Raw genomic sequence first — 25,799 nt, 5'->3', positions numbered from 1 at the left:
CAATTCTCTCAGGGCGCTCGCAACCCGGTTGCCACCAGTGTCCCGAGATCGATCGAATCGATGCCGCGCTCGGTCAGCGACGCGAACAAGTCCGCTCGAATCCGCCCGACGGCTGCGTCGTCGAACGGGGTGAGGGCACCGCGCAGAGCACTGCCCAACACGAAGCTCCACACGAACGACTCCGTGGCGGGTACATGATTGCTCAGCTCGGATACCTGGACGTCCGTCGTACCCGCCGCCGCGAGCCACGTACCGAGCAGATCGGCCGTCTCCATGCGCCGGATCGGGTGCTTGTCGTACCCCTCCTGCGCACGGCGGCCCACCTGCTCGGTGGACGGAGAATGTGCTGCGATCACCTCGAAGTACGCACGGGAGAACGCCTCGATCGCGCCCTGACGCCACACCGTCACCCCTACGCCGCCACCCGGCCGGACCAGCGAGACCAGACGCGAGAAGTCCCGCTCGGGATCCGGCAGGAAGAAGATGCCGTACGAACACGCCAGGGCGTCGTATCCGGCGTCGGGAACGGTCGACGGCGGTTCCCAGGCCGTGGCGTCGGCGACGACGAAGTCGATGTTGCGCAGGGCGCGCTCGGTGGCGTTCACCCGGCCCACCTCCAGCAGGTCGTCGGCGAGGTCGACGGCATGGACCAGGCCGTCCGGGCCGACAGCTGCCGCGGCGGGGAGCGCGGACGCTCCCGTGCCGGAACACACGTCCAGTACGGCGTCGCCGGATCGCAGCCCCAGAGCGAATGTCAGCGACTGCCCGGCCGGGCCCCAGACCAGCGGCGTCACCGCGTCGAACTCCCTGCTGGTGGCGTTGAACGTGTCGGCGAGCGAGGCTGCGTCCATAGCCGAGAATGGTAGACCGGCAGGGCCGCGACATGCGGTGCTGTGAAAAGCTGGGTTCATGACACTCACCCGCGCCGCCCTCGCCGGAATGGTCGATCACACCCTGCTCAAGCCGGAGGCCACGGCCGCCGATGTGGAGGCCCTCATCGAGGAAGGCCGCGAGCTGGGAGTGCTCGCTGTGTGCGTCTCCCCGTCGATGCTGCCGATTCGCGCCGAGGGAATGCTCACCGCTGTGGTGGCCGGATTCCCGTCGGGCAAGCATCATTCGCTGATCAAGGGATCCGAGGCGCGACTGGCGGTGCAGCAGGGTGCCGACGAGGTCGACATGGTGATCGACGTCGGCGCGGCCATCGCGGGGGACTACAACGCCGTACTGGCCGACATCGTGACCGTCCGCGAAGGCATCGGCGACGCCGTACTCAAGGTGATCATCGAATCGGCAGCGCTGTCCGACGAGGCGATCGTCGAAGTGTGCCGCGCCGCCGAGAAGGCCGGAGCTCACTTCGTCAAAACATCCACCGGATTCCATCCCGCAGGCGGCGCGAGCGTCGAGGCGGTGCGGCTGATGGCCGAGACCGTCGGCGGACGATTGGGCGTCAAAGCCAGCGGCGGCATCCGCACCACGGATGCTGCCCTGGCCATGATCGACGCCGGTGCCACGCGGTTGGGGCTATCGGGGACCCGCGCGGTACTCGACGGGTTGAACTAGAGCGACTGCGTCGCACGTGCACGGAAACTCGTAGTGGGCTACGAGTTTCCGCTCACGTGGGTTACGCGACCAGGGAGCAACCCTCAGGCGTCTGCTGATTCTGGTTCTGCTGGGTGGCCGGGATGGTGTACTGGCCACCTTCGAGGGCGAGCTCGATGCCGGAGTCGGTGACGGTCAGCGACGTCGGAGCCATGTCCAGCGGGTACGCCTGCAGGCTGTCGGTGAGCACGCCGACGACGGAATCGACCAGATCGGTGGGGATTCCCAGGCCCAGAATCGATGCGTCGACGGTTTGGACGTCGACCTTGCCGCCCGTGACCTGGGGCTTGACGGTCAGCTTCGCAAGCGCGCCGACGGCGAACTCCAGGGTGCCCGCCGACGCGTCGGACGTGACCCCGGAGACGATGGCACCGATGCCCTGGCTCTGCAGGGTGCGGGTGATGCCGTCGGTCGACCACGAGATGTCGGCACTCGAGCTACCGATGGTGCCGCCGGAGTCGGCGCTCTGGGTCAGATTCAGATCGTTCGCCTCGGCGTGCACGACCATGCCCTCGGCAGGGCCGAATCGAGCATCGTCGCTGTCGACGGTCACCGACGAAACCTTCTTGTCGACCAAGGACAGCAAGACCGGCTTGAAGCCGAGACCCACCTCCACCTGGCTGCCCAGCTCGGACTCGAGCTGGCCGGCGAGGCAGGATTTGATCTGCTGCCGAACGAACAGTTCTCCGCCGATGACGGCGACGAGGAGGACGACAACAACGGAGACTGCGATCAGCGGTACTGTGCTGCGCCTGGCTGAGGATGTCATTCCCGGCAGTCTTCCCGAAGTTTCTGAGCAAGCTCTGTGAAACTCGCCGAGTCCGGGGATTCGATTCGAAAGTTTGTGATGTGTAACACATTCTGACGTACTCTTGCTGCATGAGCACGATAGGACCGAGTGTGCAGGAGCTGCACTCGCTCGCTACCCGGCAGGACGGCTACTTCACCGCCGAACAGGCCGGTGAACTCGGCTTCGACTCTGCGATGGTGCGCGTCAACCTGGCCACGTCCACGTGGACTCGCGTCGAGCGCAACCTGTTTCGGCTCGGGCAGTGGCCGCACAGCGAACTCGAAGTGTTCGCCATGTGGTGCGCGTGGTTCGGCGGCGAGGCAGTGATCTCACACCAGAGCGCCGCCGAATTGCACGGTTTCGGACACCTGCACCCGCAGTTCGTACATCTCTGCGCGTTCGGAGACCTACGACTCACCGACACTCGCCTGGCAGTGCATCGACTGCGGCTCGAGCCGCGTGACGTCGAATCGGCCGGCACGTTCAACATCACCACTCCCGTACGCACGGTCCTCGACCTCGCCGCAGGTGGCATCTCGCAGATCACCCTCGACGAGGTGGTGGGCGACGCCGTGGCCATCGGTCGCGTCGACCCGCAGGCGCTGTACTCCGAGGCCGGCAGCAGCACCGATCGAGTGGCCGAACGCGTCGAACTGGCGCTGTCCGCCTGTACGTGATCGCTAGCCCGCGTGCACGATGCGGGTGCGGGTGACGACGAAGCCTGCGCGCTCGAAGGCTGCTCGCATGGGTGCGTTTGCTGCATCGGTGGTTCCGACTATGCGGTGCTGCCCGTCGTCGTGGTGTATCCGGACCATCTCGGACAGTAGATCGTCGACATAGCCCTGACCACGATGCTCGGGGAACACCCCGAGATAGCTAATGGCCGCGTCGTAGGCATTTCTGGTCGGGACGACGAAGCCCACCGTCGTGCCGTCGAGTCGGCCGGCGATCTGCCAGGACTCCCGCCGCCCCGGTAGCGAACCATAGAAGACGAGATCGTCCGCGGCGAGTGTGGCGACGCCGTGCTCGGCGACCATCTCTCGAGTATGGGAGTCGAGGCTTCCGGCTGCGACGGCTTCGAACACCTCGAGGAATTCTGCATCGGTGCCCGCCGAGAAGTGCAGTCGGGTCGACGTCTCGGGCGGCGGGGCGTCAGCCGTCCGGGCGAACGAGACGCGTTCGGTCGTGCGGGTGAATCCGCCTCCGTACGCAGCCGATGCGCGCCACGCCAACGCCCGCGACAGGGAGTCGTCCATCGAGTTCCCCACCGGCACATCGACATTGAACTCCAGTGCGATGCTGTGATCGAACGCTGCACGGGCGGCACCGACCAGGGCGGCGCCGACGTCGTCCGGTCTCTCCTCGTCCGGGGCGACCGACAAGCAGTCGAGGGTGACCGGGCTCGTTGCGTCGGAACGGCCCCACCACACCGCGCGCCCGACCGGACGGCCGGCGCGTTCGGCGAGCCATATCCACTCGAACCGGTAATTGCCCGATGCCATGTCCTCGTGGAGGCGAGTCGAATCGACCCACTCGACTGGATCCACAGTGCGCCACTGCTCGAGTATTTCGAGGTCGTCGCGCACACACGGCCTCACCGTGAGAGCGTCAGGTGTGTTCATGCGTATTTCCTTCGCAGCAGGATCGGTCACGTCGGGGCGACCGTCGACCAGGGCACTGTGAGCACGTTGTCTCGCATGCGGCGGCGGGGGAGTGCGACCGGGAGTCCCTGCTCTGCAAGCACTTTCAATGCCGCCCGCCAACGCAGGCGGGGTCCGAACGGGGCCAGTGGTGCCGAGACCGACCATGCGCGGTCGGCTCGGCGGAGCACATCGTGGATCAGCTCGCCCTCGATGTTGCGGTGTATCAACACTTTCGGAAGCCGCTCCGCGATGTCCGACGGCATCTCGACATCGAACGGGTCCCAGGCCAGAGTCAGAGATCGTGGCCCATCGGCGTCGAGCAGCACCCACGCGCAGCGTCGACCGAGTTCGTCGCAGGTGCCGTCGACCAACAGGCCGCCGGGTGCCAGGCCCGACAGAATGCGGTGCCAGGCACCGGGAACCGCGTCCTCGGGATATTGCCGCAGCACGTTGAAGGCCCGCACCAGATTCGGTCGCAGTCCGGCCAACTCGAAGCCGCCACGGGCGAATTCGACGCCGCCGCTTCCTTCGACCACCCGCGCGGGATCGATTTCCAGACCGGTGACTCGGAGATCGGGCCTGACGGTTCGAAGTCGGCCCGCGAGTTCGAGAGTCGTGTTCGGCATCGCCCCGTACCCGAGGTCGACGACGAGGGGGTCCGGTGATTCGCGCAGGACGCGTCGGACATCGGGATCGTGCATCAACCACCGGTCGCTGCGACGCAACCGATTGATGCCGGTGGTGCCGCGGGTGATGACACCCTCAGGCTTGTTCAGGGCTAGGCGTTCTTCTCGAGCCAGGTGGCGGTCACTTCGCCCTCGCCGCGCCACAGGTCGATGAGGTTGACGAGCATCAGTTGTTCGAGTTTGCCGCCGATGAACGGCAGGAACACCTTGGCCTCGGAGGACGTGCGGAGCGTCGAGCCACTGTTGGTGGGGAACAGTGACGTGGTGCCCTTCAGTGAGCCGGGTCCGGCCGGAATCGACGCGTCGTAGTGCCCCGCCGTGGTTTCCCCGTACGCGTCGAAATGCACGTTGCGGGTGATGACCATGTCTTTCTTCATCACCGTCTGTGCGATGTCGGGCAATTCGGTACGGGGGATGACGTGGTGCATCACGATGTCGATTCCGGCGTCGGACACCTCGAAGCTCTTCAGCTCGTTCTCCGAATACTTACGCATCTCCTCGATGCGCGCGTCCCAGTGCTCGCGACTGGACAGCGCTGCATAGACCTGCTGCGTCGAGTGGGTGAACCGGGCGGAGTAGTTCATTCGGCGAGCCATAGTGCGCCAGGTTACCCAGGAGCGGAGCCTGCGGAGCGACCAGGTTACCCAGGAGTGGAGCCTGCGGAACGACCAGGCTCAGCTGCTTGCTTGCGCCGCGATCCAGTTACCGGTGAAGTCCTGCTCGTTGTCGATGAGCGAGAGGACCTGCTCGCTGATCATCGCTTCGATCTTCCCGCCGAAGATGGGGACCTTGACCTCGGTGGTGCCGGCCAGAGCGACGGTGGTCGTCTCGCCCCTACCGTCGAGGGTGGTGGTGCCGGTGATGCGCGCGGGTGCTCCTTCGACGGTGGCTCCGAAGGTGCCCGCGGCATGGGTGCCGTCGAATCGTCCCCAGCTCTCGGTGCGTTCGATGATGAGGTCGCCCTTCTTGAAGGCGGTCACCGCGGACGGCAACTCCTCTTCGGGGACAGACTGGGTCATGACGACGTCGATGGTGCCGTCGCCGACGGTGACGCTCTTCAAGCTGGCACCGGGGCCGCCGATCTGCTCGATGCGGTCCTTCCAGTACTGCTCGGAGGTCAGCGCTGCGTGGACCTTGTCGGCGGAGGCGGGCACAGTCGAACTGTGCTCAATAGGGCGAGGCATCCCCGCAGGTTACCGGGTGACTCTCGCGTTCGTGTGCGACCGGTAGCGTGGGAGTCCGTGCCTACTGCAATTTCCGAACTCACCACCATCCGGGTGGGCGGCCCAGCCCGTGAATTCTGTGTCGCGACGACGGGTGACGAACTGGTGTCTGCCGTGCGCGACGCGGACCGGGCGGGAACAGACGTGCTGGTCGTCGGCGGGGGATCGAACCTGGTCGTCGGCGACGACGGGTTCGACGGTCGGGTGATTCGGGTGACCGGTTCGCGACTGGACATCGACGGAGAGATCGTGACCGTCGATGCGGGCGTCGAGTGGGATGCCGTCGTGCAGGCGACGATCGATGCAGGTCTGTCCGGGATGGAGGCACTCTCGGGGATTCCTGGAACGACCGGCGCGACGCCGATTCAGAACGTCGGGGCCTACGGTGCGTCGACGTCGGAATTGCTGCACAGTCTCACCGTCTACGACCGGCAGACCCAGGAGACGTCGGTGTGGACGCCGGAGCAGTGCGGATTCGGAACGCATCGCTCGTCGGTGTTCAAGCGATCGTCGCGCTACGTGATTCTGGACGTGACGTTCGCGCTGAAGAAGACCACCGAATCACTGCCGGTGCGCTACGCGGCGTTGTCGGAGCGGCTCGATGTGCAGATCGGCGACGTCGTTCCGGTGCCCGACGTACGCGCAGCGGTGCTCGCGCTGCGTGGTGAGCGTGGAATGGTGCTGGACGCGGCCGATCACGACACGTGGAGCGTGGGGTCGTTCTTCCTCAACCCGGTGTTGCCGGAGGTGCCGGAGCAGGCAACCCACGCGCCGAGCTTCCCCGACCCGGCCGGCACCAAGATTCCGGCGGCCTGGCTCATTCAGAACTCGGGATTCCCTCGGGGCTACGGCACCGAGTTCGGCCGCGGTACCGCGGCCCTGTCGACCAAACATGTACTCGCGATCACCAACCGGGGCGGGGCCACCGCGTCGGACATCATGGCTCTTGCCGCGCACGTCCGAGACGGTGTGCGAGAGAAGTTCGGGGTCACGCTGACCCCCGAGTGTGACCTCGTCAACTGCGCTCTGGGTTAGGGACGCTTGAAACGGCGCATACGATGGAGATTCGAGAGTTCGGCTCGTAGGAGGTAAGTCAGTGCAGGTCACCAGCGTGGGGCACGCGGGATTCCATATTCGGACCGAGGCGGGGAGCATCCTGTGCGATCCGTGGGTGAACCCGTCCTTCTACGCGTCGTGGTTCCCTTTCCCCGACAACTCGGGCCTGGACTGGGACGAGTTGGGTGATTGCGATTACCTTTACGTCTCGCACCTGCACAAGGATCACTTCGATCCCCGCAACCTGGCCGAACACGTCAACAAGGACGCGACGGTCCTGCTGCCGGACTACCCGGTGCTCGATCTCAAGCACGAGCTGGAGAAGCTCGGCTTTCACAAGTTCTACGAGACCACCGACTCGGTCAAGCACACGCTGACCGGGCCCAAGGGCGATCTCGACATCATGATCATCGCGCTCCGCGCGCCTGCCGACGGCCCGATCGGCGATTCCGGCCTGGTGGTGTCCGACGGGAAGACCGTCGCGTTCAACATGAACGACGCGCGGCCGGTGGACCTGGACATGATGACCGAGCAATTCGGTCCGGTCGACGTCCACATGCTGCAGTATTCGGGCGCGATCTGGTACCCGATGGTCTACGACATGGTCTCGCGCGCGAAGCGGAACTTCGGCATCCAGAAGCGTCAGCGACAGATGGATCGTGCGCGCCAGTACATCGAGCAAGTCGGCTCCACGTGGGTCATTCCGTCGGCGGGCCCGCCGTGTTTCCTCGACGACGAACTGCGCTCGCTCAACGACGTCTACGGCGACCCGGCCAACGTGTTCCCGGACCAGATGGTGTTTCTCGAGCAGATGCGACTGCACGGGCACGACAAGGGTCTGCTGATGATTCCGGGCACGACGGCCACGTTCGAGGGTTCGGATCTGAAGTCCCACGAGCATCCCATCCCCACGGCCGACGCCGAAGCCATCTTCACCACCGGCAAAGCCGACTACATCGAGGCCTACGCCCAGCGTCAGGCGTCGGTCATCGCAGCCGAGAAGGCAGGCTGGGCACCGGCCGAGGGCGAGCCGCTGCTCGAGCCGCTGCGCGGACTGTTCGAGCCGATCATGGCGCAGACGGATCTGATCTGTGATGGCATCGGCTACCCCGTCGGGATCACGATGGGTGACGAGACGGTTGTGCTGGACTTCCCGAAAAGGATTGTCCGAGAGCCTATCTCGAACGAGAAGTTCCGATACAGCTTCACGATCCCGCCGGAACTGGTGCGCACGGCAGTGCGTGATCAGGAGCCGGACTGGGTCAACTCGATCTTCCTGTCCACCCGGTTCCGTGCTCGACGGGTCGGCGGGTACAACGAGTTCCTGTACACGTTCTTCAAGTGCCTCACCGACGAACGCATCGCCTACGCCGACGGCTGGTTCTCCGAGGCGCACGACGACACCGCCACCATCACGATGGGCGGCTACGAGATACAGCGTCGCTGCCCGCACCTGAAGGCGGACCTGACGAAGTTCGGCATCGTCGAGGGAAACAAGCTCACCTGCAACCTGCACGGCTGGGACTGGAACCTGGACTCGGGCCGCTGCCTGACGTCGAAGGGACACGAGCTGCGCTCGCAGAAGCTCTGACTCGTCGTCGACGGTTCGCTGTGAGACTGCCCCCAAAAACAGTGGGAAATGTGGGGTAGTTCGCAGACGCAGGTACGTTGGACAACGTGCATGAGCAGGTAGAACAGACAAAACGGACGCGCATGGTGTGGTTGGTCACCGTGCTCGTCGCACTGGTTGCTTTAGTACCCGGCTGCACCGTCGGATCGGGCGCCAAGAGCCCCGGTGCTTCGGCACCGACGACCGAGGCAGCGCCCGTCGCGCAGATCACGCAGAACCCGGCCGAAGGTGCCACCGACGTCAGCCCGGTGGCACCGATCTCGGTGTCGGTGACGAACGGAACGCTCACCCAGGTCGAGCTGACCAACCCGGACGGCAAGGTCGTTGAGGGTGCGCTGGCGCCCGACAAGGCGTCCTACGCCGTCACCGAGCCACTCGGGTACGGGGTGAAATACACGTGGTCGGGTTCCGCCGTCGGTGCGGACAACAAGACCGTGCCGATCGAGGGCAGCTTCACCACCGTCGAACCGGACAGCCGTACCTCGGTGAGCACCAACATCGGCGACGGCCAGGAAGTCGGCATCGCAGCGCCGATCATCCTGCAGTTCGACTCGGCGATCGAGGACAAGGCAGCCGTCGAGAAGGCGCTGACCGTCACCACCAACCCGCCGACGCCCGGTGCCTGGGCGTGGTTCCCCGACGACAACGGCTCGCGCATCCACTGGCGTCCCACCAACTACTGGACGCCCGGCACGACGGTCTCGGTAAACGCCAAGCTCTACGGCGTGAACTACGGCGACGGTGCCTACGGGGCCGACGACGTCACCCTCAACTTCAGCATCGGACGCAGCCAGGTCGTCGTCGCCGACGCCACCAGCCACCGCATGCAGGTGGTGCGCGACGGCGCGACGATCATGGACATTCCCGTCAGCTACGGCGAGGGTAACGAGGACCGCAACGTGACCCGCAGCGGCATCCACGTCGTCACCGAGAAGCACGAGGACTTCCTGATGTCGAACCCGCCGTTCTACGAGAACGTGCGCGAACGCTGGGCGGTGCGCATCTCGAACAACGGCGAGTTCATTCACGCCAACCCGCTGACCACCGGCGTGCAGGGCGCATCGAACGTCACGAACGGATGTATCAACCTCTCGACCGAGGACGCGCAGCAGTACTTCGGCACGGCGATGTACGGCGATCCGGTGGAGGTCACCGGCACCCGCATCGACCTCTCCGCAGCGGACGGTGACCTGTACGACTGGGCCATCGACTGGCCGACGTGGGAGTCGATGTCGGCGCTCCCTGCCGGCGGAGCAGCCGCAACGACGACGCCTGCGACAACGGCACCCGCGACGACAACGGCACCTGCGCCCGCTGGGTAGAGCGCTGCGCATGTGAGTGGAACCTCGTAGCCCACTACGAAGTTCCACTCACATGGGTTACTTACGGGAGAAGCGCCCCGGACCGGCCTGATCGCGTGGCTTGATGATGATCTGGTCGAGATTGACGTGCGACGGGCGGGAGGCGACGAAGCCGATCACTTCGGCGATGTCGCTTGCGACCAACGGCGTGATGCCCTGGTAGACCGCGTCGGCCTTGGCCGCGTCGCCGTCGAAGCGGACGAGTGAGAATTCGGTTTCCACGGCACCCGGTGCGACCTCGGTCAACCGCACCGGTTTGCCGAGCAGCTCGCCGCGCAGCGTCCGATGCAGTACGGCCTGAGCATGTTTGGCGGAGGTGTATCCCGAGCCGTTGTCGTAGGCCTCGAATGCCGCGACGGAGGTGATGGTGACGATCAGGCCGTCGCCGGAATCGATCAGCTTGGGCAGCAACGCTTTCGTGACGCGGAGTGTGCCGAGAACGTTGGTCTCCCACATCCAGCGCCAGTCGTCGAGGTCGGCGTCGATCACCGGGGCCAATCCCTTTGCGCCACCGGCATTGTTGATCAGGACGTCGACGCGGGGGATGACGGCGGTGAAGGCGGCCACCGAATCCTCGTCCGTCACATCGAGTTCCAGGGCGGTGCCGCCGATCTCCGAGGCCAGTTCTTCGAGTCGGTCGAGCCTGCGTGCGCCGATGACGACGTGGAATCCGTCGGCGGCGAGCTGGCGCGCAGTGGCCGCGCCGATGCCGGAACTCGCTCCGGTGACGACGGCGATGCGGGTATCGGGTGCGATGTGTTCGGGCGAGGTCATGGAGAAATTCTAGTTCGGGAGAAACAGCGCATCCGGACGGGCCCAATTGGACAATCGGGCTTCGAGTGCTAATTTTGGGTTCATGTCCGCCAGCGAGACCACCGCGATGCGGGTCACCTATGTGACCGCGTCCCTCGGGTCTCGCCTCCCGCTTCCTCGGGAATCGTGTTGTCTCGGCCAAGGAACCTGTCTCTAGCCTTCTCGCGCTACGGGCAGTCGATTCGCGTGACGTGGACCTCCCCGGTCTGCCTCACCCCTTGACCTGCATCACTTCGCTCTTTCGTCGACGTTGCACACGAGACGAAGGTTTTCACTGCTGAGGAACACGACGGATGTCCGTATCCACGCTGCACCACCACTCTCGCCCCACCGCGCTGCGCTCGCCGGCGCGGTCCACCTCCCACACCCCGCTGCGATCGCGAGTCCAGCTCGTCGCGCCCGATCTTCGGATTGCCGACAGTCCCGCGGCGTCGGTACTGCGGGTCGCATGCGTCGAGGGCCCGATCTCGCGTGACAGTGCCGCACGCACAACGGGTTTGAGCATTGCCACGGTCAATCGTCAGGTCTCTGCTCTGCTCGGCGTCGGATTGCTGCGCGAGCGCGCGGACCTCACGGCCGCCGGTGCGATCGGACGCCCCCGCGTGCCGTTCGAGGTCAATCACGAGCCGTTCTCGACCATCGGGATCCATATCGGTGCCGTCGTCACCGGGATCATCGTCAGCGACCCGCGCGGAAAGATCCTGGGGGCTGTGGAGATTCCCACGCCCAGCGGGTCCGCCGATGCGGCGCTAGCCTCGATCACCCGCAGCGCCGGGGCCTTCGCCGGCAGATGGCATCGGCGCACCCCACTGTGGGTGGGGGTTGCCCTCGGCGGCCGTGTCGACACGACGACCGGCACCGTTGATCATCCGCGTCTGGGCTGGGAGAACGCCCAGGTGGCGGGCGTCATCGGCGGTGGGTTGGGGCTACCGATCTCTGTTTCCGGCCACGTCGAAGCGATGGCGGCGTCGGAACTTCTGCTCGCGCCCCGCGTATTGGACGCCGCTGCTCCGCCGAGCAGCACCGGCACCTCGCTCTACTTCTATGCACGCGAAAGCGCAGGCATGGCGCTGACGATCGACGGCCGCGTGCACACTCCGTCCAGCGGACCCGGGTCGATCGCTCACCTGCCCACCGGCTCGTCGGTGCTGTGCAGCTGCGGCAACCGGGGCTGCCTCGAAGCGGCCGTCAGCGATCGCGCGATCGTGACCGCGGCGATCGACCGCAAAATTTTCGCGAGCGTAGCCCGCGGAGCGACCCATACGACTGCCCCGCAACCCCGGCCGACTATCTCCGCTGTGTACCGAGCCGCGACCGACGGCTCGGAGGCGGCCCGGGAATTGCTCGTCGAACGGGCCGTCACGTTGGGTCGGACGGTCGCCCTGTTACGCGACATGTTCAATCCGGATCGAGTGGTACTTGGTGGCCAGGCGTTCACGGCGTATCCCGCCGGGATTCCGCACGTGGGGGAGGCCTTCGCGGCCAATTCGACGTTGCCGCGCAGGGACATTCGGGTCACCGGATTCGGCGACCGGGTGCAGGAATTCGCCGCAACGGTGGTTTCGCTCAGTTCCCTGTACTCGGATCCACTGGCCTCGATGCGCCGAGCAGCCGCGTAAGTTGACCCCACATGAGCACCCCTGCAGCAGGACCGGTTCGGCAGGCCACCGGCATCGACGGAACGAACATCGTCTACCGGGTCACCGGTGACCCGGCGGCGAGACCGCTGGTTTTGCTGCACGGGTGGGCGCAGAGTTCGGCGTGCTGGGGCGACGGGCTGCTGGCCGATCTGTCCTCGCGCTACCGCGTCGTTGCTGTCGACCTGCGTGGCCACGGTTACTCCGATGCCCCCGAGGCCGGATACGACGACTCGAAGGTCTGGGCCGGGGACGTGGCCGCGGTGCTCGACGCCGAGAACATCACGGCAGGCGCAGTGCTGCTGGGGTGGTCATACGGCGGGCTGGTGATCTGCGATTATCTCGCGACCCACGGCTCGGACGCGATCGCGGGCATCGTGCTCGTCGGCGCGATCACGAGTATCGGCAGAGGCGAGGCAGGCGGACGGGTGGGTACGGCCATGCGGGCGGCGATCCCCGGGGCGATGGCCGAAGAACCGCGTATCGCGATCAAGGCACTGGGTAGTTTCGGTAACGCGTTGACGGGTCCTGTGGAAGGAAAAGGCACCGAGGCGCAGGCCCTGTTCGGGTTGACCCTGTCCACCCGGCCGCGGGTTCGCGCCGCGTTGTTCGATCGCACCGTCGGCCACGACGAGCTGCTGCGCAACCTCGATATCCCCGCCTTCGTGCTGCACGGAACCGACGACACCGTCGTCGATGTCTCGGCCGGTCGGCACGCCGCGGACCTCATTCCCGGAGCCGGCGCGTCGTACTGGGACGGCGTCGACCACGGCCCGTTCGTCGCCGATCCTGAGCGCTTTCTCGGCGAGGTGAGCGAATTCGTCGACGGTCTGGACGGGTGAGCAAAAGCGCAGGCCGTGCGAAGCGGCAGACGTGGCGACGTAATGTGGAGGCGTGCACGCTGAAGAAGTGACTGGACGCCGGCTGAACAGGGTCGCTGTGTTGTCCTTGCATACCTCCCCGCTGGCGCAGCCCGGAACGGGCGATGCCGGGGGAATGAACGTCTACGTACTGCAGAGCGCCAAGCAGTTGGCCGAACGCGGCGTCGAGGTCGAGATATTCACCCGCGCGACGTCGTCGAGCGATGCGCCGGTCGTCGAGGCCGCTCCCGGGGTGCTGGTACGCAACATCGTCGCGGGGCCGTTCGAGGGTCTGGACAAACACGACCTGCCCACTCAACTGTGTGCGTTCGCGGCCGGGGTGCTCCGCGAGGAAGCTCGGCACGAGCCCGGCTACTACGACCTGGTTCATTCGCACTACTGGCTGTCGGGTCAGGTGGGGTGGTTGGCGCGTGATCGCTGGGGAGTGCCGTTGGTGCACACGGCGCACACCCTCGCCGCCGTCAAGAACGCGTCCCTGGCTCAGGGCGATGCACCCGAGCCCGCGGCCCGTCAGATCGGTGAGCAGCAGGTGGTCGCCGAGGCCGATCGATTGATCGCCAACACCACCGAGGAAGCGAAATCGCTCGTCGAGATCTACGGGGCTCGGCAGGAGTCGATCGACGTGGTTGCCCCGGGAGCCGATCTGGCGCAATACAATCCGGGAGACAAGCGGGCTGCACGTGCCGCACTCGGACTCTCGCAGGACGAGGCCGTAGTCGCGTTCGTCGGGCGGATCCAACCGCTCAAGGCCCCCGACGTTCTGGTCGCTGCGGCTGCCGAAGTGCTGCAACGACATCGGAGCATGCCGCTGCGGATCCTGATCGTCGGCGGACCGTCCGGCAGCGGGTTGGACCGACCCGACAGTCTGATCGATCTGGCCGATACGCTCGGGATCACCCCGCACGTGACGTTCATGCCGCCGCAGCCGTCCGCTCGCCTGGCGCAGGTGTACCGAGCCGCCGATCTCGTGGCGGTGCCGAGCTACAACGAATCGTTCGGCCTGGTGGCGATCGAAGCCCAGGCCTGTGGAACACCGGTCGTCGCAGCAGATGTCGGCGGGCTCGGTGTCGCTGTGCGATCCGGTGAAACCGGGCGACTGGTGCAGGGACACCGCATCACGGACTGGGCCGACGCATTGGCGTCGATGCTCGTCGATCGAGCGGCGTTGTCCGAGATGGCAATTGCCGCACCGCTCCATGCGCGAAACTTCTCGTGGGAACACACCGCGGACGGCCTGATCGAGAGCTACCGGCAGGCCCGATTCCACTTCGATCGAGGCGAGGCACCGAGTGAATTCTCACCGCGACGAGTCCGAGGATTGTCGAAATTGCGCAGATCGGGAGCAGTGACCGCATGAGCGAAACCGCCGAACTGATCGACCGGGTCCTGAAGGATCGCGAACTGGACTACACGCGGCGCGGCGAGGTGTTCACCGTCGAACTGCCCGGCGAACGCAAACTGAAGACGACGACGATGTTGACCGTCGGACACCACGGGGTGCGCATCGAGGCGTTCGTCTGCCGCAAGCCCGACGAGAACTTCGAGGGCGTCTACAAATACCTGCTGCGTCGCAACCGCCGGCTGTACGGAGTGCATTACACGATCGACAAGGTCGGTGACATCTACTTGGTGGGCCGAATGTCGTTGCGCGCCGTCGACGGTGACGAACTCGATCGGATCTTCGGTCAGACCCTCGAGGCCGCCGACGGCGACTTCAACGTGTTGCTCGAGCTGGGTTTCGCGGAGTCGATCAAGCGCGAATGGGCCTGGCGTGTGTCACGCGGTGAATCGCTCGCGAATCTGAAGGCGTTCGAGCACCTGGTGGCCAGTGGCAGCAGCGACGAGCCGGAACATCCGTAACTCGCCGGAAACGGCTGGGTATTGCCCTTGGTAACGTCCGGTTCCTAGCCTGAGGTCATGACCAGGCCCGAGGACACTCGCCCGCCGCTGCTGCAGATGTTCGGTTACGGCATGCAGCACATCCTGTCCATGTTCGGCGGTGTCATCGCCGTCCCGATCATCGTGGGCGGAGCAGCGGGACTGTCCGGGGCCGATCAAGCGCTGCTCATCTCGTGCGCGCTGTTCGTCAGTGGCGTCGCGACCGTGCTGCAGACCGTCGGAGTGCCCTTCTTCGGCTCGCAACTGCCGCTGGTGCAAGGCATCTCGTTTGCATCGGTGTCGACGGTGCTGACCATCATCGGCAGCGCGGAGGACGGTAGAACCGGGCTCCGCACGGTCCTCGGGGCCGTCCTGGTGGCCGCGCTGATCGGTTTGGCCATCGCCCCGTTCTTCTCGAAGATCGTCCGCTTCTTCCCACCCCTGGTGACCGGAAGCATCATCACCGTCATCGGGCTGTCGCTGATGCCGGTCGCCGCACGCTGGATCACCGGCCAGGAAATGGTGGGCGGTGCGCCGAACCCCCAGTACCTGGACCCCGGCAACATCGGACTGGCGATGTTCACCCTGCTCGCGGTGCTGGTGATGACCAAGATCAAGGTGCTCTCGCGCCTGTCCATCCTGCTCGGGCTCGTCGTCGGGACGATCGCAGCACTGATCGTGGGCAAGACGGACTTCGGCGGCGTCGGGGATGCCGCGGTGGTCGCGGTGCCCACCCCGTTCGCCTTCGGCTCGCCGATCTTCGCCGTCGGCGCGATCGTGTCGATGACGATCGTGATCCTGGTGGTGATGGTGGAGACCACGGCCGACATCCTGGCCGTGGGAGAGGTCGTCGGAACCGACGTCGACTCCCGACGTGTAGGCGACGGATTGCGCGCAGACATGGTCTCCTCGGCCGTCGCCCCCATCTTCAACACGTTCCCGGCGACGGCGTTCGCGCAGAACGTGGGTCTGGTGGCGATGACCGGTATCAAGAGCCGCTTCGTCGTGGCCCTGGGCGGCGGCGTGCTTGCGCTGCTGGGCCTTTCGCCGATTCTCGCGGCGGTCATCGGTGTCGTGCCGCTGCCGGTACTCGGAGGTGCCGGCATCGCGTTGTTCGGAACGGTCGCCGCCAGTGGAATCCGCACTCTCGGCAAGGTGAACTACGACAACAACTCCAACGTGGTGATCGTGGCGGTGACCTTGGCGTTCGGCCTGATTCCCGTTGTTGCGAGCGATTTCTGGGACGAATTCCCGGACTGGTTCGTCACCGTGTTCCACTCCGGAATCAGTGCCGCAAGCATTGTGGCAGTGGTGCTCAACGTATTCTTCAACGTATTCAAGCCCGGTGCGCCGTCGAATCCATCGGTGGTGGCAGCGGGCCCAGCAGTGATGGTGCGCGAGGACGAGGCCCGGGTACTCGGCGACGGCGGGACCTTGCCCGGCAAGGCCGCGCCCGACGAGAACACCTGAGTGAAATCCTGCGCACCCAGGTTCGCGCGGGTACCGTCCCGAAACAGACGAAACACATCGATATTGGAGGACATCTTGTCATTCGTTACCCGCACGAGTACGCGGAAGGCAGCACTCGGCGGCGTCGCGTCGCTCGGTGCCATCGCCCTCATCGCAGGCTGTGGATCCGCACCCGAGAACGAAGGATCGGGCGGGAGCGGCTCGAGTGACTTCCTGCCCTGCATGGTCTCCGACAGTGGCGGATTCGACGACAAATCCTTCAACCAGCTCGGATTCGAGGGACTGACCGAGGCCGCAAGCGAGCTCGGCGTCGAGCCGCGCACCGTCGAGTCCGCGTCGCCCACCGACTACGCCCCCAACATCAACAATCTCGTGGATCAGGGCTGCAACCTGATCGTCACCGTCGGATTCGACCTCGCCGACGCCACCAAGGTCGCGGCCGAGGCCAACTCCGACATCGATTTCGCGATCATCGACGACTCCACGATCGACCTCCCGAACGTCAAGCCGCTGACCTACGACGCGTCGCAGTCGGCATTCCTGGCCGGCTACGCCGCCGCCAGCTACAGCAAGACCGGAGTGGTCGGCACCTTCGGCGGCTCACAACTGCCGACCGTCACCATCTTCATGGACGGTTTCGCCGACGGCGTGAACTACTTCAACGAGCAGAAGGGCAAGGCGGTCCGGGTCATCGGCTGGGACGTGCCGTCCCAGAACGGCTCGTTCACCGGTGGATTCACCGCCAACGAGGTCGCCAAGAACACCGCCCAGGGCCTGATCGACCAAAATGCAGACGTTATCTTCCCGGTCGGTGGACCCATCTACCAGAGTGCGGCACAGGCCATTCGGGATTCCTCGCGTCCGGTGGCACTCATCGGTGCCGACGCGGACGTGTTCGAGTCGGACCCGTCGGTCGGCGATCTGCTGCTCACCTCGGTGACCAAGGGCCTCAAGACCAGTGTCGACGAGGTAGTGGCCAACTCCGGTGCAGACAAGTTCGACAACAGCCCGTACGTGGGCACGCTCGAGAACGACGGCGTCGGCATCGCGCCGTTCCACGACTTCGAGTCCCAGGTCGACCCCGCGCTGCAGGGCGAACTGGACACGATCAAGGCCGGCATCGTCGACGGGTCCATCACCGTCGAATCGCCGTCGGCACCCAAGTAGCCTCGGTCGTAAAGGGATATGAAGCTCGAACTTCGCGGTATAACCAAACGATTCGGCTCGTTGATCGCCAACGATCACATCGATCTGACGGTCGAATCCGGCGAGATCCACTGCCTCCTCGGTGAGAACGGTGCAGGCAAGTCCACGTTGATGAACGTGCTCAGCGGCCTGTACCGCGCCGAGGAGGGCCAGATCCTGCTCGACGACGTCGAGCAGAACTTCGCCGGACCGGGCGAGGCGATGACTGCAGGAATCGGCATGGTGCATCAGCACTTCATGCTCATTCCGGTGTTCACCGTGGCCGAGAACATCGTGCTCGGCAACGAAACCACCTCGCTCGGTGGACGACTTGACCTCGTGGCAGCACGAAAGCTGGTACGAGAAATATCCGCGAGGTTCGGCTTCGACCTCGACCCCGATGCTCTCGTCGACGATCTCCCCGTCGGCGTGCAGCAGCGGGTCGAGATCGTCAAGGCGCTCTCTCGAGAAGCCAAGGTGCTCGTGTTCGACGAGCCGACGGCCGTGCTGACGCCGCAGGAAACCGACGATCTGATGCGGATCATGCGGGAACTTGCGGCGTCGGGCACCACCATCGTGTTCATCACCCACAAGCTCCGTGAAGTACGCGAAGTAGCAGACAAGATCACCGTCATCCGGCTCGGCAAGGTCGTCGGCGAAGCGAAGCCGACGGCAGGCAACACCGAACTCGCCGCGTTGATGGTGGGACGTGATGTGCAGCTGACCGTTTCGAAGGAACCGGCCGAGCCGGGTGCTGCAGCATTGGTCGTCGAGAACCTGTCGGTGTTCGACGCCCAGGGCAACAAGACCGTCGACGACATCAGTCTCGAGGTCGCCGCGGGAGAAATCCTCGCCATTGCCGGCGTGCAGGGCAACGGGCAGACCGAATTCGTCGAGGCGCTACTCGGCTTGCAGGAGAACGTATCCGGAAAGATCGCCCTCGACGGTCGCTCTCTCGTCGGGGCGACAGTTCAGCAGGTGCTCGACGCCGGCGTCGGGTTCGTGCCCGAGGACCGGACCGTCGACGGCCTGGTGGGGGAGTTCTCGATTGCCGAGAACCTGATGCTCGACCGCTCCATCAGCGAGCCGTTCGTGCGGCGCGGAGCGGTACAGCGGGACTATCTCGACACGTTCGCGTCGGAGAAACTGACCGAATTCGACGTGCGGGCACCGGGAATCGGAACCGCCGTCGGACGCCTGTCCGGTGGTAACCAGCAGAAGGTGGTACTCGCACGCGAACTGAGCCGCGATCTGCGACTGTTCGTCGCCGCGCAGCCCACTCGCGGAATCGATGTGGGATCCATCGAATTCGTACACAAGCGCATCGTCGCCACCCGGGATTCGGGGATCCCGGTCATCGTGGTGTCGAGCGAACTGGACGAGGTCGCCGCACTGGCCGACCGCATAGCCGTCATGTATCGAGGAGCAATCGTGGGAATCGTCCCCGGGGATACGTCCCGCGAAACACTCGGATTGATGATGGGCGGCGAGCGCGGTGAGTGAGACCGAGCAGCCGTCGAAAGCTCATGTCGTACTTCGGCAGATCTTCACCGGCAGAGCCATCATCTCGGTTCTCGCGGTCCTGCTTGCGCTGATCGTCGGTGCCGTCCTCATTGCCGCGACCAATTCCGGCGTCCAGGAATCGGCAGGCTACTTCTTCTCCCGTCCGTCGGACATGCTGACGGCGATCTGGGATTCGGTGTCCGGCGCGTATTCGTCGCTGTTCCAGGGGTCGGTGTACAACTTCCGTCGTCCCGGGTTCGAGAACGGCATCCGGCCGTTGACCGAGACGTTGACGTTCGCGACACCGCTCATCGTCGCCGGACTCGGTGTGGCCCTTGCCTTTCGGGTCGGTATGTTCAACATCGGTGGTCGTGGCCAGATGCTGATCGCCGCCGCATGTGCGGGCTGGGTCGGTTTCGGGGTGAGCCTGCCCGCCGGCATCCATCTGCTGGTGGCCGTTGTCGCAGGCGTTGTCGGCGGCGCGGTCTGGGGTGGCATCGCCGGATTTCTCAAGGCCCGCACCGGTGCCCACGAGGTGATCGTCACGATCATGCTCAATTACGTTGCGTTCTATCTCATCTCGTACCTCCTGCGTACTCCCGGTGCGCTGCAGGCTCCGGGATCGAACAACCCCAAGACGGCCCCCATCGAATCGACGGCCGTGTTCCCGAAGCTGTTCGGCGACAAGTACAACCTGCATCTCGGATTCGTGCTGGTGATCCTCGTGACGGTCGCGGTGTGGTGGCTGCTCGAACGATCGAGCCTCGGATTCCGGTTCCGTGCCGTCGGTGAGAACCCGCACGCGTCACGCGTCGCCGGAATGAACGTCAACCGCATCTACCTCTACGCGATGATCCTGTCCGGAGCTCTCGTCGGCCTGGCCGGTGTCGCTCAGGTGCTCGGTACGGTCACCACCGGCTTCAGTGCCGACATCGACGCCGGTATCGGATTCGACGCCATCACCGTGGCCCTGCTCGGGCGATCCAAACCGTGGGGCGTCTTCTTCGCGGGAATCCTGTTCGGCGCGTTCAAGGCCGGCGGGTTCGCCATGCAGGCGGCCGAGGGCGTACCCATCGACATCGTGCTCGTCGTGCAGTCGGTGATCGTGCTGTTCATCGCCGCACCGCCGTTGGTGCGAGCGGTGTTCCGATTGCCCAAACCCGGTGAAGAGAAACTCGCCAAAGCCGAGACCGCGAAGGTGGGTGCACTGTGACCACCTCCGTCGACTCACCCGCAGAGACGGTCCTCGGTCGTAGTTGGAAGGTGCCCACGATCCTCGGGGTCGTGACACTGCTGGCGTTGGTGCTGTTCGTGGTCCGAAAAGGCTCAGGAACCAGTACATTCGCGCTGGCCTCGGAAGACGACTTCTTCGCACTGCCCGCCGTCGGCGTACCGTCGTACGGTGCAGGCCTGGTCGTGGTCGTATTGCTGGCCGTCATCACCGGCTACGCGGCCCTGTTGGCGTCGCGTTACCGGTCGACGCCGCTGTGGCTGCTCGCCGTGTTCGCAGTGTTGTTCGTGTTCGGATTTCTCGCGTGGGCCGCGGACGGGGAGACGATCCCCGTACCCGGATTGCTCATCGGCGCAGTCGCTTTGAGCACACCGCTGATCTTCGGTGCGATGGGCGGAGTGATCTCCGAGCGTGTCGGCGTCATCAACATCGCCATCGAGGGGCAGCTGCTGGCAGGGGCTTTCGTCAGCGCCGTCGTCGCGTCGATCACCGGTTCGACCTACGTGGCCTTGCTCGCCGCTCTGGTCGCAGGCGCACTGACGGCGTCTCTGCTGGCCGTGTTCTCGATTCGCTACTTCGTCAATCAGGTCATCGTCGGTGTGGTGCTCAACGTGCTTGTCGTCGGACTGACGAGCTTCCTGTACTCGGTGGTGCTCACCAAGAACGCCGAGACGCTGAATTCGCCACCGCGCTTCGCGCGCATCGACATTCCGGTGCTCTCGCAGATTCCGATCCTCGGTCCGGTGCTGTTTCGACAGACACTGATCGTCTATTTGATGTACATCGCCGTGGCCCTGGTGTTCTTCGGTCTGTTCCATACCAAGTGGGGTCTGCGACTACGTGCCGTCGGTGAGCATCCGCAAGCCGCCGACACCGTCGGAATCAACGTGGCCCGAACGCGGTTCTGGAACGTCTGCCTCGCCGGTGCCATCGCCGGGCTCGGCGGTGCGTATTTCACGCTCGGGTCCGTCGGAGCCTTCGGCAAGGAGATGACCGCAGGTGCCGGCTACATCGCACTCGCCGCGGTCATCTTCGGCCGATGGGATCCGGTGCGCGCCACCCTGGCCGCATTGCTGTTCGGATTCGCGTCGAATCTGCAGAACGTACTGGGCATCATCGGGTCCCCGGTGCCGAGCGAGTTCATGCTGATGCTGCCGTACGTGGTCACCATTTTCGCCGTCGCCGGCCTGGTGGGCCACGTGCGAGGACCGGCCGCGGCGGGCAAACCGTACGCGTCCAGGAGTTGACGGTTTCGCCATCTGACTCAGCGGTAGGGTCGTAAGTCTGATGTGACCGCTTTCACTGTAAGGTTCGATCATTGTTGCCGCAGTTTTTCGAAGGAGAGCCATGAGCTTCCGCAGTCCCTTTCCCGACGTCGAGATCCCGAATCTGAGCGTCTACGACTTCCTGTTCGGGTCCATCGCCGAGTCCGATCTGGACAAGCCTGCGCTCATCGACGGCACGTCGGGTGACGTCACCACCTACAAGAGCCTGATCGGCCAGGTCGACGCGATCGCCGGGGCGCTCGCTGCCCGTGGGCTCGAGGTCGGCGACGTCGTCGGACTGCATTCGCCGAACGTCCCCGCATTCGCGTCGGTGCTGCACGGCATTCTGCGTGCCGGCGGAACTGCGACGACGATCAATGCGCTCTACACCGCCGAGGACATCGCCAAGCAGCTCACCGGCTCGGGCGCGAAGTTCCTGTTCACCGTCTCCCCGCTGTACCCGCAGGCCAAGGCCGCCGCGGATAAGGTGGGCATCGACGCCGATCACGTCATCGTGCTCGACGGCGCCGCGGGCCACCCGAGCCTGCGCGACCTGCTCACCCAGGGCGCACCTGCTCCCGAGGTCTCGTTCGATCCGGCCACGCACGTTGCCGTGCTGCCGTACTCGTCCGGCACGACGGGTGTGCCCAAGGGCGTCATCCTCACGCACCGCAACCTCGTCGCCAACGTGGCCCAGATGGAACCGCGCGTGGGCATCGACAGCAACGACGCGATCCTGGCGCTGCTGCCGTTCTTCCATATCTACGGCCTGACGGTGCTGCTCAACATCGCCCTCAAGCTGCGCGCGCACCTGGTGACGATGCCGAAGTTCGACCTCGTCGAGTTCCTGCGCATCATCCAGGACCAGAAGCTGACCTACCTGTTCATCGCCCCGCCGGTGGCCGTCGCGCTCGCCAAGCACCCGATGATCGATCAGTACGACCTCTCGAGCGTGCACACCATCTTCTCCGGCGCGGCCCCGTTGGACGAGGAGCTCGGCAAGGCCGTCGCCAAGCGCTTGAACACGCGGGTGCGTCAGGGCTACGGCATGAGCGAGCTCAGCCCGGTCAGCCACGCGATCCCGTTCGATCGCGACGACATGCCGCTCAGCTCGGTGGGCCAGCCACTGGCCAACACCGAGAACAAGCTCGTCGACCCGGGCACGCTCGAGGAAATCGAGCTGCCCACAGAGGGATTGAGCAAGCCGGGCGAGCTGTGGGTCAAGGGACCGAACGTGATGGCGGGATACCTGAACAATCCCTCCGCCACCGCGGAGACCCTCGACTCCGACGGTTACCTGCACACCGGCGACATCGCCGTCGCCGACCACGAGGGCGTCGTCTACATCGTCGACCGCCTCAAGGAACTGATCAAGTACAAGGGCTACCAGGTGCCCCCGGCGGAGCTCGAGGCGCTGCTGCTCACGCACGAGGAAATCGCCGACGCGGCCGTCATCGGTGTTCTCGACGACGAGGGCGAGGAAATCCCCAAGGCGTTCGTCGTCCGCCAGCAGGGTGCCACGATCGACGAAGAGGGCATCATCGCGTTCGTCGCCGAGCGCGTCTCCCCGCACAAGAAGGTTCGACGCGTCGAGTTCATCGACATCGTGCCGAAGTCTGCGGCCGGCAAGATTCTTCGTAAGGATCTGCGGGCAGCGGAGGCTGGAAAGTAAAACTCCGTTCCACGACAACACCCCGTCTCACACTCAGTGGGGCGGGGTGTTGTGTTGTGGCGCAGGGGTTTCGATAGTGCACACCCCTTTTTCCGACCGCGCGACCCTCCTCGGGCGCAAACATGGGCGCTCAGTCGGTAGCAGGGGCGTGAGGTTGTCGTGAAACCGCGCTCGAATCAGCCGGGTGCACTCATCGCCGGGCATCGGGTGAGGCGGTTGTATTCGTCCAGGGTGGTCAGTGGGGGACGGTCGACGAGAGACAACGGTGCCACGCTCATCGAGAGCTGAGTTCCGGTGGTGGAGAACGTGGTGAACCCGGCTCCGGAATCGCTCAGGCCCAGGCGCGAGAACATCGTGGCGATGATCTGCCGACTCATGACAGCCAACTCCGACGTCGGCCGATTTCGATGCCGTCGGGTTCCCAGTCCGACCTGGCCGATCGCGCCGATACCCAACCGGTCGCACGTATCGAGCAGTACACCGATCTCGACTCCGTAGCCGGGGGCGAACGGAAGTGCTTCCAGGAGGCGACGAGTCGCGGCGTATTCCCCGCCCAACGGTTGGAAGACGCCGGCGAGTTCGGGCCGAAGCGCCGTCAGTAGAGGACGTACCGTCAGCTGCGTGACGCGGCCGCCGCCGTCCTCGTCGGTGGTGTCACCGATCGTCAGCGGCCGACGGTAGAAGCCTTTGACCAACTCGACGTCGTCGGACATGACCAGTGGACCGACGAGGGAGGGAACGAAGTGCGAACCGGGATCGACCAGATCGGAGTCGACGAACACCACGAGGTCGCCCGAGGTGGCGGCCACTCCGCGCCACAGCGCTTCACCCTTGCCGCGAACCACGGGTGTGCCGGGTAGGGCGGCCTCCCTGGAGACGACGGTGGCACCGGCGCAGCGGGCCCGCGCCGCGGTGCGGTCGGTCGATCCCGAATCCAGCACCACCAGCTCGTCGATCAGGCTGCCCAGATGGGGAGTCATCGAGGCGATGACGCCGGCGACGGTCTCTTCCTCGTCGAGAGCGGGCAGCACGACCGAGACGGTCCGGCCACGTTTGGCCCGGATGATGTCTGCCAGTGGCCACGGTGAGCGGGCCCAGGTGGCAGCCAGAGCCGGAGTGCCCGCAACGTCGGTTCGGTTCATCGCTTTTCCTTCGTCATCGCTCGAGGAGTGCACGGCTCAGGACGGGCCGGTCGGCAGCCCCAACGACGGTGCGATCACCGACCACGAATCGTGCAGATCCTGTTGCCAGTAGGCCCAGGAATGGGTCCCGTTGGGTCGGAAGTTGTAGGTGGCCTCGATGTTCAACTCCTGCAACCGTTTCTGCATCTGTTGCGAGCACACATCGGTCGTCGCTTCGATCACTGCGCCGACGGCGAGTTGTTGGGCGAGCTTGCCGTAATCGCTGCCGATACCGGGGCCGCCCGGCACGTCGAACGCACCGGGCGCTCCCGTTCCGGACGAGATGTAGACGGCCATGCCGCGCAGCCCCTCGGCATTGACGTAGGGGTCGTTGGCAATCCAGTCGGCGCTGCCCTGTGGTCCCCACATGTTGGCGGTCGACCCACCGCCGCGGGCCTCGACGACGGACCTGACGTACATGGCACCCACCGGGTCGCTGGTGCGTGCGCATCCACTGAACGCGGCGACGGATCGATACACCGAGGGATGGGCGATGGCCAACTGCAGAACGGACGTGCCTGCCATCGATATACCGGCGACCGCATTGGCCCCGTTGCCGTCGAGCAGAGCATCCATCACCGGAGGAAGTTCGCGACCGAGAAAGGTGGACCACATGTTTCGGCCCAGTACCGGATCGTCGTGCAACCAGTCGGTGTAATAGCTCGCAGCGCCGCCCCGCGGAACCACCACGTTGACGTTCTTGTCTCCGAAGAAGCCGGCGATGTCGGTCTGATCGAACCAGCTGCTTCCCCCGTCACCGCCCGCCGCTCCGTTAAGTAGATAGAGCGTGGGTGAACCGGGCTGCGCCGACCGAAATACGTCGAGCTGGATATCGCGGTCCATGGCTGCCGAATGCACCCATACGATGTCTCGTCGGTCGGCAACTCCCTCGACGCCGACCACCGACGAGACGGTGTCGGCGGAAGCCGACCCCGCCGTAGTCGATAGGAGAACGACGACGGTAGCGAGCACACTCAGCGCCGACAAGGTCGCCTGACCGAGGCGAAATCGACTGGGCATCAACGGTTCCTGACATTGTGGGAGCCACGCACGACTAACCTCCGGCGAGCGCGATGTGCCTTTGGACGGTAATGC

General features: G+C 65.2%; 24 protein-coding genes. 15 read left to right on the top strand and 9 right to left on the bottom strand.

The window, feature by feature from the left end; genetic code table 11:
• Positions 1-8: 8 nt before the first annotated feature.
• Positions 9-851 carry a class I SAM-dependent methyltransferase gene (locus K414_RS0124850; protein ID WP_027498389.1) on the bottom strand — a complete coding sequence of 281 codons (843 nt, stop codon included), beginning with the start codon at positions 849-851 and terminating at the stop codon, positions 9-11.
• 58 nt (positions 852-909) lie between these two features.
• Here K414_RS0124850 and deoC point away from each other — a divergent pair, with 58 nt between their 5' ends.
• Positions 910-1,560, top strand: coding sequence for a deoxyribose-phosphate aldolase (deoC, locus tag K414_RS0124845; protein WP_027498388.1), 651 nt, complete (start codon positions 910-912; stop codon positions 1,558-1,560).
• 61 nt (positions 1,561-1,621) lie between these two features.
• Here deoC and K414_RS0124840 read toward each other — a convergent pair whose 3' ends face one another.
• Positions 1,622-2,368 carry a DUF2993 domain-containing protein gene (locus K414_RS0124840; protein WP_027498387.1) on the bottom strand — a complete coding sequence of 249 codons (747 nt, stop codon included), beginning with the start codon at positions 2,366-2,368 and terminating at the stop codon, positions 1,622-1,624.
• A gap of 110 nt (positions 2,369-2,478) precedes the next feature.
• Between K414_RS0124840 and K414_RS0124835 the strand changes: the two genes are divergently transcribed.
• Complete coding sequence (locus K414_RS0124835) at positions 2,479-3,066, top strand: type IV toxin-antitoxin system AbiEi family antitoxin (protein ID WP_027498386.1); 588 nt, start codon at positions 2,479-2,481, stop codon at positions 3,064-3,066.
• 3 nt (positions 3,067-3,069) lie between these two features.
• Here the strand turns inward: K414_RS0124835 and K414_RS0124830 are convergent, their stop codons facing one another.
• The 4 genes from K414_RS0124830 to K414_RS0124815 all read right to left on the bottom strand — a co-directional run bounded on the left by K414_RS0124830 (position 3,070) and on the right by K414_RS0124815 (position 5,902).
• A complete protein-coding gene (locus tag K414_RS0124830; RefSeq protein WP_152530472.1) occupies positions 3,070-4,011 on the bottom strand; it encodes a GNAT family N-acetyltransferase in 942 nt (313 codons plus the stop codon).
• 26 nt (positions 4,012-4,037) lie between these two features.
• On the bottom strand, positions 4,038-4,733 hold the full coding sequence (locus tag K414_RS0124825) for a methylase (RefSeq protein ID WP_032386176.1): 696 nt from the start codon (positions 4,731-4,733) through the stop codon (positions 4,038-4,040).
• A 77-nt stretch (positions 4,734-4,810) separates the two neighbouring features.
• The gene (locus K414_RS0124820) at positions 4,811-5,314 is read right to left on the bottom strand and encodes a DUF2505 domain-containing protein (RefSeq protein WP_027498383.1); all 504 of its coding nucleotides are present in this window, start codon (positions 5,312-5,314) and stop codon (positions 4,811-4,813) included.
• A 78-nt stretch (positions 5,315-5,392) separates the two neighbouring features.
• On the bottom strand, positions 5,393-5,902 hold the full coding sequence (locus K414_RS0124815; protein ID WP_027498382.1) for a DUF2505 domain-containing protein: 510 nt from the start codon (positions 5,900-5,902) through the stop codon (positions 5,393-5,395).
• 57 nt (positions 5,903-5,959) lie between these two features.
• Between K414_RS0124815 and K414_RS0124810 the strand changes: the two genes are divergently transcribed.
• The 3 genes from K414_RS0124810 to K414_RS27960 all read left to right on the top strand — a co-directional run bounded on the left by K414_RS0124810 (position 5,960) and on the right by K414_RS27960 (position 9,949).
• Positions 5,960-6,976 carry a UDP-N-acetylmuramate dehydrogenase gene (locus tag K414_RS0124810; RefSeq protein ID WP_027498381.1) on the top strand — a complete coding sequence of 339 codons (1,017 nt, stop codon included), beginning with the start codon at positions 5,960-5,962 and terminating at the stop codon, positions 6,974-6,976.
• A 61-nt stretch (positions 6,977-7,037) separates the two neighbouring features.
• Complete coding sequence (locus tag K414_RS0124805; protein ID WP_027498380.1) at positions 7,038-8,588, top strand: MBL fold metallo-hydrolase; 1,551 nt, start codon at positions 7,038-7,040, stop codon at positions 8,586-8,588.
• Positions 8,589-8,710: 122 nt separating this feature from the next.
• Positions 8,711-9,949, top strand: coding sequence for an Ig-like domain-containing protein (locus K414_RS27960; protein WP_202595084.1), 1,239 nt, complete (start codon positions 8,711-8,713; stop codon positions 9,947-9,949).
• Between the two features lie 57 nt (positions 9,950-10,006).
• Here the strand turns inward: K414_RS27960 and K414_RS0124795 are convergent, their stop codons facing one another.
• A complete protein-coding gene (locus K414_RS0124795; RefSeq protein ID WP_027498379.1) occupies positions 10,007-10,762 on the bottom strand; it encodes an SDR family oxidoreductase in 756 nt (251 codons plus the stop codon).
• 332 nt (positions 10,763-11,094) lie between these two features.
• On the opposite strand from K414_RS0124795, the gene K414_RS0124790 reads away from it, so the two are divergent.
• The 10 genes from K414_RS0124790 (at position 11,095) to K414_RS0124745 (ending at position 23,523) form a co-directional block, all read left to right on the top strand.
• On the top strand, positions 11,095-12,420 hold the full coding sequence (locus K414_RS0124790) for an ROK family protein (RefSeq protein WP_027498378.1): 1,326 nt from the start codon (positions 11,095-11,097) through the stop codon (positions 12,418-12,420).
• 11 nt (positions 12,421-12,431) lie between these two features.
• Positions 12,432-13,280 carry an alpha/beta hydrolase gene (locus K414_RS0124785; RefSeq protein ID WP_037219556.1) on the top strand — a complete coding sequence of 283 codons (849 nt, stop codon included), beginning with the start codon at positions 12,432-12,434 and terminating at the stop codon, positions 13,278-13,280.
• Positions 13,281-13,347: 67 nt separating this feature from the next.
• Positions 13,348-14,676: a D-inositol-3-phosphate glycosyltransferase gene (gene mshA, locus K414_RS0124780; RefSeq protein ID WP_027498376.1), complete on the top strand. Its 1,329-nt coding sequence runs from the start codon at positions 13,348-13,350 to the stop codon at positions 14,674-14,676.
• A complete protein-coding gene (locus tag K414_RS0124775) occupies positions 14,673-15,179 on the top strand; it encodes a YbjN domain-containing protein (RefSeq protein ID WP_032365194.1) in 507 nt (168 codons plus the stop codon). Before mshA ends, K414_RS0124775 begins: the two co-directional genes overlap by 4 nt.
• A gap of 57 nt (positions 15,180-15,236) precedes the next feature.
• Positions 15,237-16,667: a nucleobase:cation symporter-2 family protein gene (locus tag K414_RS27955; RefSeq protein ID WP_051365276.1), complete on the top strand. Its 1,431-nt coding sequence runs from the start codon at positions 15,237-15,239 to the stop codon at positions 16,665-16,667.
• Positions 16,668-16,742: 75 nt separating this feature from the next.
• Positions 16,743-17,834: a BMP family ABC transporter substrate-binding protein gene (locus K414_RS0124765; RefSeq protein ID WP_237606398.1), complete on the top strand. Its 1,092-nt coding sequence runs from the start codon at positions 16,743-16,745 to the stop codon at positions 17,832-17,834.
• 18 nt (positions 17,835-17,852) lie between these two features.
• Positions 17,853-19,355 (top strand): ABC transporter ATP-binding protein, encoded by a 1,503-nt coding sequence (locus K414_RS0124760; protein WP_027498373.1) that lies wholly within the window; start codon positions 17,853-17,855, stop codon positions 19,353-19,355.
• The gene (locus K414_RS27950; RefSeq protein WP_037219554.1) at positions 19,348-20,568 is read left to right on the top strand and encodes an ABC transporter permease; all 1,221 of its coding nucleotides are present in this window, start codon (positions 19,348-19,350) and stop codon (positions 20,566-20,568) included. Before K414_RS0124760 ends, K414_RS27950 begins: the two co-directional genes overlap by 8 nt.
• Positions 20,565-21,833 (top strand): ABC transporter permease, encoded by a 1,269-nt coding sequence (locus K414_RS0124750; protein WP_027498372.1) that lies wholly within the window; start codon positions 20,565-20,567, stop codon positions 21,831-21,833. Before K414_RS27950 ends, K414_RS0124750 begins: the two co-directional genes overlap by 4 nt.
• Positions 21,834-21,933: 100 nt before the next feature.
• Entirely contained in the window at positions 21,934-23,523 is a 1,590-nt protein-coding gene (locus K414_RS0124745) for an AMP-binding protein (RefSeq protein ID WP_027498371.1), read from the top strand.
• A 176-nt stretch (positions 23,524-23,699) separates the two neighbouring features.
• Here the strand turns inward: K414_RS0124745 and K414_RS0124740 are convergent, their stop codons facing one another.
• Positions 23,700-24,665 (bottom strand): glucosyl-3-phosphoglycerate synthase, encoded by a 966-nt coding sequence (locus tag K414_RS0124740; protein WP_027498370.1) that lies wholly within the window; start codon positions 24,663-24,665, stop codon positions 23,700-23,702.
• A 36-nt stretch (positions 24,666-24,701) separates the two neighbouring features.
• A complete protein-coding gene (locus tag K414_RS0124735) occupies positions 24,702-25,724 on the bottom strand; it encodes an alpha/beta hydrolase family protein (RefSeq protein ID WP_027498369.1) in 1,023 nt (340 codons plus the stop codon).
• Positions 25,725-25,799 lie beyond the last annotated feature (75 nt).

This window comes from Rhodococcus sp. JG-3, assembly GCF_000482405.1.
GTDB classification, from domain to species: Bacteria; Actinomycetota; Actinomycetes; order Mycobacteriales; family Mycobacteriaceae; genus Rhodococcoides; species Rhodococcoides fascians.
Note: the sequence above shows the minus strand (reverse complement) of the source record. Positions and strands in the feature narration are given on the sequence as shown.

Excerpts from the sequence above, each read along its gene's own strand:
- K414_RS27960 (WP_202595084.1), top strand. The coding sequence starts at position 8,711 with ATGGTGTGGTTGGTCACCGTGCTCGTCGCACTGGTTGCTTTAGTACCC.
- K414_RS0124830 (WP_152530472.1), bottom strand. The coding sequence starts at position 4,011 with ATGAACACACCTGACGCTCTCACGGTGAGGCCGTGTGTGCGCGACGAC.
- K414_RS0124735 (WP_027498369.1), bottom strand. The coding sequence starts at position 25,724 with ATGCCCAGTCGATTTCGCCTCGGTCAGGCGACCTTGTCGGCGCTGAGT.
- K414_RS0124840 (WP_027498387.1), bottom strand. The coding sequence starts at position 2,368 with ATGACATCCTCAGCCAGGCGCAGCACAGTACCGCTGATCGCAGTCTCC.
- K414_RS27955 (WP_051365276.1), top strand. The coding sequence starts at position 15,237 with ATGACCAGGCCCGAGGACACTCGCCCGCCGCTGCTGCAGATGTTCGGT.
- K414_RS0124795 (WP_027498379.1), bottom strand. The coding sequence starts at position 10,762 with ATGACCTCGCCCGAACACATCGCACCCGATACCCGCATCGCCGTCGTC.
- K414_RS0124785 (WP_037219556.1), top strand. The coding sequence starts at position 12,432 with ATGAGCACCCCTGCAGCAGGACCGGTTCGGCAGGCCACCGGCATCGAC.
- K414_RS0124825 (WP_032386176.1), bottom strand. The coding sequence starts at position 4,733 with ATGCACGATCCCGATGTCCGACGCGTCCTGCGCGAATCACCGGACCCC.
- K414_RS0124740 (WP_027498370.1), bottom strand. The coding sequence starts at position 24,665 with ATGAACCGAACCGACGTTGCGGGCACTCCGGCTCTGGCTGCCACCTGG.
- K414_RS0124815 (WP_027498382.1), bottom strand. The coding sequence starts at position 5,902 with ATGCCTCGCCCTATTGAGCACAGTTCGACTGTGCCCGCCTCCGCCGAC.
- deoC (WP_027498388.1), top strand. The coding sequence starts at position 910 with ATGACACTCACCCGCGCCGCCCTCGCCGGAATGGTCGATCACACCCTG.
- K414_RS0124775 (WP_032365194.1), top strand. The coding sequence starts at position 14,673 with ATGAGCGAAACCGCCGAACTGATCGACCGGGTCCTGAAGGATCGCGAA.
- K414_RS0124850 (WP_027498389.1), bottom strand. The coding sequence starts at position 851 with ATGGACGCAGCCTCGCTCGCCGACACGTTCAACGCCACCAGCAGGGAG.
- K414_RS0124820 (WP_027498383.1), bottom strand. The coding sequence starts at position 5,314 with ATGGCTCGCCGAATGAACTACTCCGCCCGGTTCACCCACTCGACGCAG.
- K414_RS0124745 (WP_027498371.1), top strand. The coding sequence starts at position 21,934 with ATGAGCTTCCGCAGTCCCTTTCCCGACGTCGAGATCCCGAATCTGAGC.
- K414_RS0124760 (WP_027498373.1), top strand. The coding sequence starts at position 17,853 with ATGAAGCTCGAACTTCGCGGTATAACCAAACGATTCGGCTCGTTGATC.
- K414_RS0124790 (WP_027498378.1), top strand. The coding sequence starts at position 11,095 with ATGTCCGTATCCACGCTGCACCACCACTCTCGCCCCACCGCGCTGCGC.
- K414_RS0124835 (WP_027498386.1), top strand. The coding sequence starts at position 2,479 with ATGAGCACGATAGGACCGAGTGTGCAGGAGCTGCACTCGCTCGCTACC.